Annotated in this window: 1 protein-coding gene; it reads left to right on the top strand. The window is 67.6% G+C overall.

The window, feature by feature from the left end:
• Positions 1-45 precede the first annotated feature (45 nt).
• Positions 46-7,565, top strand: a 7,520-nt coding sequence (locus ABGB16_RS32680; RefSeq protein WP_347671927.1) for a hypothetical protein, incomplete at its 3' end; no start/stop codon positions are given.

The raw sequence follows: 7,565 nt of genomic DNA, 5'->3' as shown, positions 1-7,565 counted from the left end.
GGCTCGCCGGCAGCGCCGACATCGCTTTCGACGGAGGGGGCAGGGGTGCCAGCGGCGCTCGGCTCGGCGTTGCCGCCGCCGGCGGACGTTGCGCCGGGCGAGTTCCTGGACCTGCTGACAGGAACGGGCCCGGCGGACGATGCGCCAGCCGAGTTCCTGGACCTGCTGACAGGAACGGGCCCGGCGGACGATGCGCCAGCCGAGTTCCTGGACTGGCTGCAAGGAACGGCTCCGGCGGACGATGCGCCGGGCGAGTCCATGGACTGGCTGTCGTCAGGGATGGACCCGTCGGCATTCATCATGGGGTTGCCGTCGGAGAACCGCGCGCCGGACGATGCGGTCGGGTCCCCGGGCTCGCCGGCAGCGCCGGCACCGGCGGATGGCTCGGCGGTGCCGCCGGCGGAGGTCGATGTCGCGTCGGGCTTGGAGCAGAAGGTGACTGACGCGATCACCACGTTGTCGGCCGTGGTGCCCAGTGACCAGGCGACACGCTTCGAGGAGTGGGCGCTCAAGGTGTTCGACTTCGACCCTGGGCTGTTTGACATGGGGGTGGCTGGGGTCTTTCAGCCGGTGTTGGACGCCTTTGGGGCTCAGTTGGCGGAGTTGAAGGTCCGCAGCCTGGATGGACTGCGTGCGTGGGTGATTCGTGAGTTGACCGACGACCTCGCCCGGGGTGCCGAGTCGAAATTTAGGAAGATTCTTCCGTATCCGCAGGGCGTGTCGGAGCAGGAGCGGGAGGCGCTGCACCGGATCTGGTTCCCCAAGGTCGTAGGTGGCGGGGTTCACGAACTCACGCTTGTGCCTTTCCATGTGGCGGCCGAGGAGTTGGGGCCGATGGAGGTCCATCATCCGTTCGGTGCCTCGTACGGCATCGGCCCGCGGCCGGGTGACGGTGTCGTCCCGGAACAGGTCCTGTGGTGGAGGGGCGCTTACTTCCTCGTCAAACCCCGTGCCGAAGACGGCATCGCCGACCAGATCGCTGCGGGCTTCCCCCAAAAGATAGACACCAGCGAGCGGGAGAAACTGGATGGGGAGTTTGAAAAGACACGTGATCTGCTGCAAGACGCGATCGCCAAGGCGGAGGAGAATCGCGACAGCGCCTACTCGCGTATCCTGGAAAATACCTTCCGGCGTGACCTCGCGGTCATCCGTCAGCGCTCCTCCTTCCCGTACAGTCAGGTCCGGGAACTCGACGCACACCTCCGATACTTGCGCAATCTCAAGGACCAGGGCGGCTGGGAAGACCAGCGCCCAACGGGCCTCGCCGCCCAAATTACCATCCGTGTCCCGGTCACCCCCGTGGAGCATGACCCGGAGATATCGGGGTTCACTCGTCCGGTGCCAGGGTTGGACATCGGGCCGGCCGGCCAGAAGATACGCCTCGATGGTGTCGATGGGCTTGTTAGCCTGGGTGATGAGGTCGATGTCACGGTCGGGGAGATTAGGAAAGGGGTTGTTGTCGGTTTTGTCGTAATCACCGCGGCCGACGGCACCAAAAGCGCCATCTTCCGAAGGATTCGCGAGTTCACTGCCAAGTTGCGCGCTCTGAAGAAAACGGCACCCAGCCGGGCGTGGACAGCCGATCACCCATTGTTCGTCGAGTCCTACCGCAGCACGACGTCGATAACGAGCAAAAGGCGATTGGGCGTAACGCTCGGCGGGCCTGGCGGGGCGGGGACCAGATCGACGAGCTCCCCCCAGAGCTATCTTCCGAAAGGCGTCGTGGCCGGCGGAGGTTCGTTCAACTTTCCCACGATAAACCGAATTGGTTTCGAAGCCGGGTTTGACGCCATTGGTCGACCCACGGTGGTCGTGGAAATGTTGGCCAGGAAGAGCAGAGCCGGACAGAACCTGTACTTTAAACTGGTCCATCCCGCCCCCACCGTGGACGACATCATCGGGATGTCGCAGTCCGCAGATGCGGTGTGGGAGCTGGAGGATCGGTGGGATCTTGCCGACGCAGCGACTTACAACGGCGTAATAGTTTCGGATAGCCGATTGCCCGCCCCCCTGCGTACTAGGATTGGTGCGGCCGGCAAGACGTTCGGTGGGGAGGAGGTGCAGCTCGCCCCTGAGACGGAGATCACCTTCCGGGTAGGAAAGTGGCCGCGGCTGGCCGGGTTGAAACGCGGCGTTTTCGTCGTGGTCAGGGCGCCGTTGGTCGGCGACGCAAGCCGACACGCCTACCGGCTCGTCGTCACGGGCAAGAAGATGGATGAGTTCGATGGGATCATCAAGACGCTCAACGAGCGGCAGGAAGGGGCTGGCCAGCGCATCCCGCTAGCCGAGTCGGCACCTAGGCGGCGTCGGCGCTTCCGGGGTAAGCCGGGCGCAGGGGTTGTGCCCGGCCAGGCGTGGAGACTCGACCCCCCGTCGTTCGTCGGGTCCTACCACATCACGGCGTCGCTATACGCCATATCAAAAAATTCTCAAAAGTTGAACGTAGAATTCGCCGGCAGCCCGGTCTATATCCCACAGGCCGTGATCGACGGAGATTCGTTCGTCTTTCCTGCGGACATCAAAAAAGTTCGTCTCGAACTCGGGTATGACAGCACTGGTCGATCCGCCGCGTTCGTGGAACTACCGGCCGAAAATAGTCCTAACGGGCGGACCCTGTACGTGGAGCTGGAGCCCGCCCCCACCGCAGACGACATCGAGTCGCTGCGCAAAAAGGCGCTGTGGGTGCCGCAGAATCAGTGGGATCTTTCCGAGGCGGAAGAGTTCGAGGACGCACTGACGAAGGACAACCAATTGCCCCCTCCCCTGAATACCAGTCTTGGTACGGAAGGTGCGACGCTCGGTGGGGCGAAGGTGGACGTCACCGCTCAGAAGATGGTCACCTTCTGGGTAGGGAAGTGGAAGCGGCAGGTCGGATCGGAATCCGTTACCGGCGTTTTCGTCGTGGTCAGGGCGCCGTTGGTCGGCGGAACCGGACACGCATACAAGATCATCAAGACGCGCAGGACGGTCGATCAGCTCGCGGCGCTCAAAGAAGAGCTCCGAGACCGGCAGGAATCGTTCAACATGCGCATCCTTAGAGGGTGGCAATCTAAGCCGACCGGGCAGGGTCCGGACGCCGGGGGTGAGTCGGGCGCCGGGCATGGGTCGGGTGCCGGGGATGGGTTGCCTGGGCATGCGGCGCCGATCGCCAGCATTCTGGTGCCCCCGACCCGGCGCAACACCGCGCTGGATTCGACCGACGTCGAGCTCGGTCCGCTTCCGGAGGACCCGGATCCGAGCCTGCCCGGATCGGACCACTCGCCCACGCTGGGTGTCGTACCGGAGGAATGGGCTCCTCCGGCCGGCTCTGACACTGTGGTGGACGTCGAGGATCTGGCCGGCGCGGCCGTATCCACGGTAGCCGCGTCGAGCGCGGCAGGAGCCGCCACGGCGCGAGGCTCGGTGGAGCCGGTCGAGATTGATGCGGAGCGGTGGCGGCCGAAGCGTGTTGTGGACCCCCGTGGTAAGCCACGTTTCGTCGCGTTTGACGTCAGCCTGGTTGAGGCAGGTTCCCACGGGGGGACTGACGGGCCCGACGGCGGCCTGCGCGCGCGGCGGCTGCCGGATAGTGGTGAACGGATCGCGGTGCGGTTTGCGCTGGTTCCGGGGGATGAGTGGGTTATTCGGCGGCGGTTGTTTGTGGAGGGTCCGCCGGACGCGGTGGAGCAGGTGAAGCAGGACACTCTGGACGGTATCGCCGCGTTGAACGGTAAGCCGGCGGTGTTGCCGGAGGTCGGCAAGACGCTGCGGTGGGAAGTGCAGTTCGTGGACGATGAGGCCCTGGCCCATCAGAAGGTCACGGTCGTTGCCAAGGGTAGCGGGACGGATCAGCGTCGTTGGGCGGCGGATGAAGATCCTGGGGTGTACGTGCATGAGGTCGTGCACGGGGCGGGTGTTGTCGACAGGGACGATTCGACACTGATGGGCCCGCACAGGCACGGCGGTGATTGGCGTTTGTCCGACAAGGATCTTGGGGACATCGTGGAGATCCTCAAGCCTCATTACGCGGGTGTCGTGGGCAGTGACGGTCCTGCGGTACGGCCGGCGGGTGCGGCCAGCGCGGCGCAGGGCCCGGCCACCGTGCAGGAGTTGTGGGACAGGGGCTTCGACGTGCCGCCGAGGTACCAGAAGCCGCCGGCCGAGCCTGTCGGCAACGACCTGATGGACGACAGTGACAGTGACAGTGACAGTGACGGTGACGGTGACGGGCCCTACGTGCCCTCGAGCCGGGAGCGGGCGGAGAAGGCCGCTGTGCTGGGCCCGCAGTTGGCCCGCGTGTTTGCGCCGCCGCCGGGCCCGAGCGCCGTACCCGGTTCCGGTCAGATCGCGGAGGCTTCCGGGGGGGACGGTGGTGCCGTGGCGCCGCCGGTGCCGGCGGCCCCGGCCCCGGCCTCGCCGGAGATCGTGGATTCCCCGGAGTGGGATGGCTTCTTCCAGCGGGTGCTGGACAGGGCGGGGGGCCAGGTGGCGGAGACGCTCGGTCTGCCGGCGGTGGAGATTGATGATGTCCGCCACTATCTGGCCGTCGAGGTTGACCGGATCGTCGGGCGTACGGATTTCCGGGATCGTCTGGATCTGTCCGGTCCTTCGTTGGGGGTGTTGCGGGAGGCGTTGGATTCCAGGGGGAGGTCTGTGCCCGGCCTGACGCGGGTTTTGCCGCATCTGGTCTCGGTGGCGTTCGGGATCGATATCGCGGTGTTCGGCAGCGGGACCGTCGGGCGCGATCAGGGTGCTGGCCCGCAGGCGGGCACCGGTCAGGGGCGCCTGCGCCGGCCTGCGGGCCGGGGACGGGCGGCAGCGCCCGGCGGGCCCGACTCCGGTGAGTTCGGCCCCGAGCCGATGGTCCAGGACGCCGAGCTGGGCGAGGCGCCGCCGCTGCGCACAGGCGATCGGGCAGGACGCCCAGCTGATGCGGCGGACGGGTGGACGGCTGGAGCGCCGCCGCAGCTTACCGGCGGGTACACCAAAGAGGTCAAGCTCGACCGGCGAGGGCGGCTGTGGTTCACGCTGGACGGCCAGCCGCTAATCGTGGATGTGGCCGCTGCGAACCAGGAGGCGACGGTCTGGTTCGGTCACCGAAAGGACAGGTTGCCTGCGGGTGAGCCGGCCGCGGCGATCGAGGTCGAGAGCCTGGAGGGCCGGGAGGACGGCCCGTTCTGGCGGTGGCTGGACCCGGCCCCCACCGAGGACGACCTTCGGAAGCTGAAGACCTACGAGCACCGGACCGTGCGTGCGGGCAGGTGGACGGAGGGGGAGCCGCCGAAGCTGCCCGGCGGGTACACCAAAGAGGTCCCGCTCAACTCGCAAGGGCGGCTGCCGTTCCCGGTGGGCGGCAAGAAGCCGGGTGTCGGTGCGGCCGCTGCCGGCCAGGAGGTGACGGTCCGGTTCGGTCCCCGCACGGACGGGTCGCCTGAGGGTGAGCTGGCCGGGTGGATCAAGGTCAAGAGCCTGGAGGGCCGGAAGGGCGGCCCGCTCTGGCGGTGGCTGGACCCGGCCCCCACCAAGGAGGACCTGAAGAGGCTGCAGACCTACGAGAGGCGGACCGTGCATGCAGGCGAGTGGACGGAGGGGGAGCCGCCGAAGCTGACCGGCGGGTACACCAAAGACGCCGGGATCGACCAGCAAGGGCGGCTGTCGCTCAAGGTGGGCGGCACTAGGGTTGTCGGTATGACCGCTGCGGGCCAGAGAGCGATGGCCTGGTTCGGTCACCGCACGGACGAGTCGCATGCGGGTGAGCCGGCCGCGTGGATCAAGGTCGGGAGCCTGAACGACCGCAAGGGCGGCCCGTTCTGGCGGTGGCTGGACTGGGCCCCCACCAAGAATGAACTGAAGAAGCTGCAGAAGTACAAGACCCGGACCAAACATGCGGGCGAGTGGACGGCGGGGGACCCGCCGCAGCTGACCGACGGGTACACCAAAGAGGTCCCGATCAACCCGCAAGGGCAGCTGCCGTTCCCGGTGGGCGGCAAGACGCGGGATGTCGGTGTGGCCGCTGCGGGCCGGATGGCGACGGTCTGGTTCGGTCCCCGCACGGACGGGTCGCATGCGGGTGAGCCGGCCGCGTGGATCAAGGTCGAGAGGCTGGATGGCCGCGAGGACGGCTCGTTCTGGCGGTGGCTGGACCCGGCCCCCACCCAGGACGACCTGGACAGCCTGCGGACCTACGAGAACCGGAACGTGGATGCGGGCGACTGGACGGCGGGGGACCCGCCGCAGCTGACCGACGGGGACACCAAAGAAATCAAGCTCGACCCGCAAGGGCAGCTGCCGTTCCCGGTGGGCGGCACGCCGGGTGTCGGTGTGGCCGCTGCGGGCCGGGATGCGACGGTCTGGTTCGGTCCTCGCACGGACAGGTTGCCTGAGGGTGAGCTGGCCGCGTGGGTCAAGGTCGAGAGCCTGGAGGGCCGGGAGGGTGGCCCGTTCTGGCTGTGGCTGGACCCGGCCCCCACCCAGGACGACCTGGACAGCCTGCGGACCTACGAGAACCGGACCGTGGATGCGGGCGCGTGGACGGCGGGGGACCCGCCGGAGCTGACCGAGGGGTACACCAAAAAGGTTCAGCTCGACCAGCAAGGGCGGCTGCCGTTCAAGGTGCGCCGCAGGAGGCCGCTTGCCGGTGCGGCCGCTGCGGACCAGATGGCGACGATCTGGTTCGGTCACCGCACGGACGAGTCGCATGAGGGTGAGCCGGCCGCGGCGATCGAGGTCGAGAGCCTGGAGGGCCAGGAGGGCGGCCCGTTCTGGCGGTGGCTGGACCTGGCCCTCACCGAGGATGACCTGGAGAACCTGAAGAAATACAAGCCCCGGACCGTGCATGCGGGCAGGTGGACGACGGGGGACCGGCCGCAGCTGACCGACTGGTACACCAAAACGATCCAGCTCGACCGGCGAGGGCAGCTGCCGTTCACGGTGGGCGACAATATGCGGCTTGTCGGTGTGCCCGCTGCGAACCAGGAGGCGACGGTCTGGTTCGGTCGCCGCACGGACGAGCCGCATAAGGGTAAGCCGGCCGCGTGGATCGAGGTCGAGAGCCTGGACGGCCAGAAGGGCGGCCCGTTCTGGCGGTGGCTGGACCCGGCCCCCACCAAGGAGGACCTGAAGAGGCTGGAGATCTACGAGCCCCGGACCGTGCCTGCGGGCGGGTGGACGGCGGGGAACCCGCCGGAGCTGACCAACGGGCACACCAAAAAGATCCGGATCGACCCGCAAGGGCGGCTGCCGTTCACGGTGAACGGCAAGACGCGGAGTGTCGGTGCGGCCGCTGCGAACCGGGAGACGACGGTCTGGCTCGGTCCCCGCACGGACGAGTGGCATGCGGGTGAGCTGGCCGCGTGGATCAAGGTCGAGAGCCTGGAGGGCCGGGAGGGCGGCCAGTTCTGGCGGTGGCTGCCGGCCCCCACCAAAAAGGACCTGGAGAGGCTGCAGGCCTACGAGTACGAATCCCACCGAGCCGTGGATGCGGGTGGGTGGACGGCGGGAGACCCGCCGCAGCTGACCGGCGGGTCCAGCGACAACGCCGCCGCGGTGACACCCGCATCAACCGGATCCGTAGCCGCGGCATACCA

The sequence above is a fragment of the Micromonospora sp. B11E3 genome (assembly GCF_039871625.1).
GTDB lineage: Bacteria > Actinomycetota > Actinomycetes > Mycobacteriales > Micromonosporaceae > Micromonospora.
The sequence above is the reverse complement of the archived record's forward strand: the minus strand, read 5'-3'. Positions and strand labels throughout refer to the sequence as shown.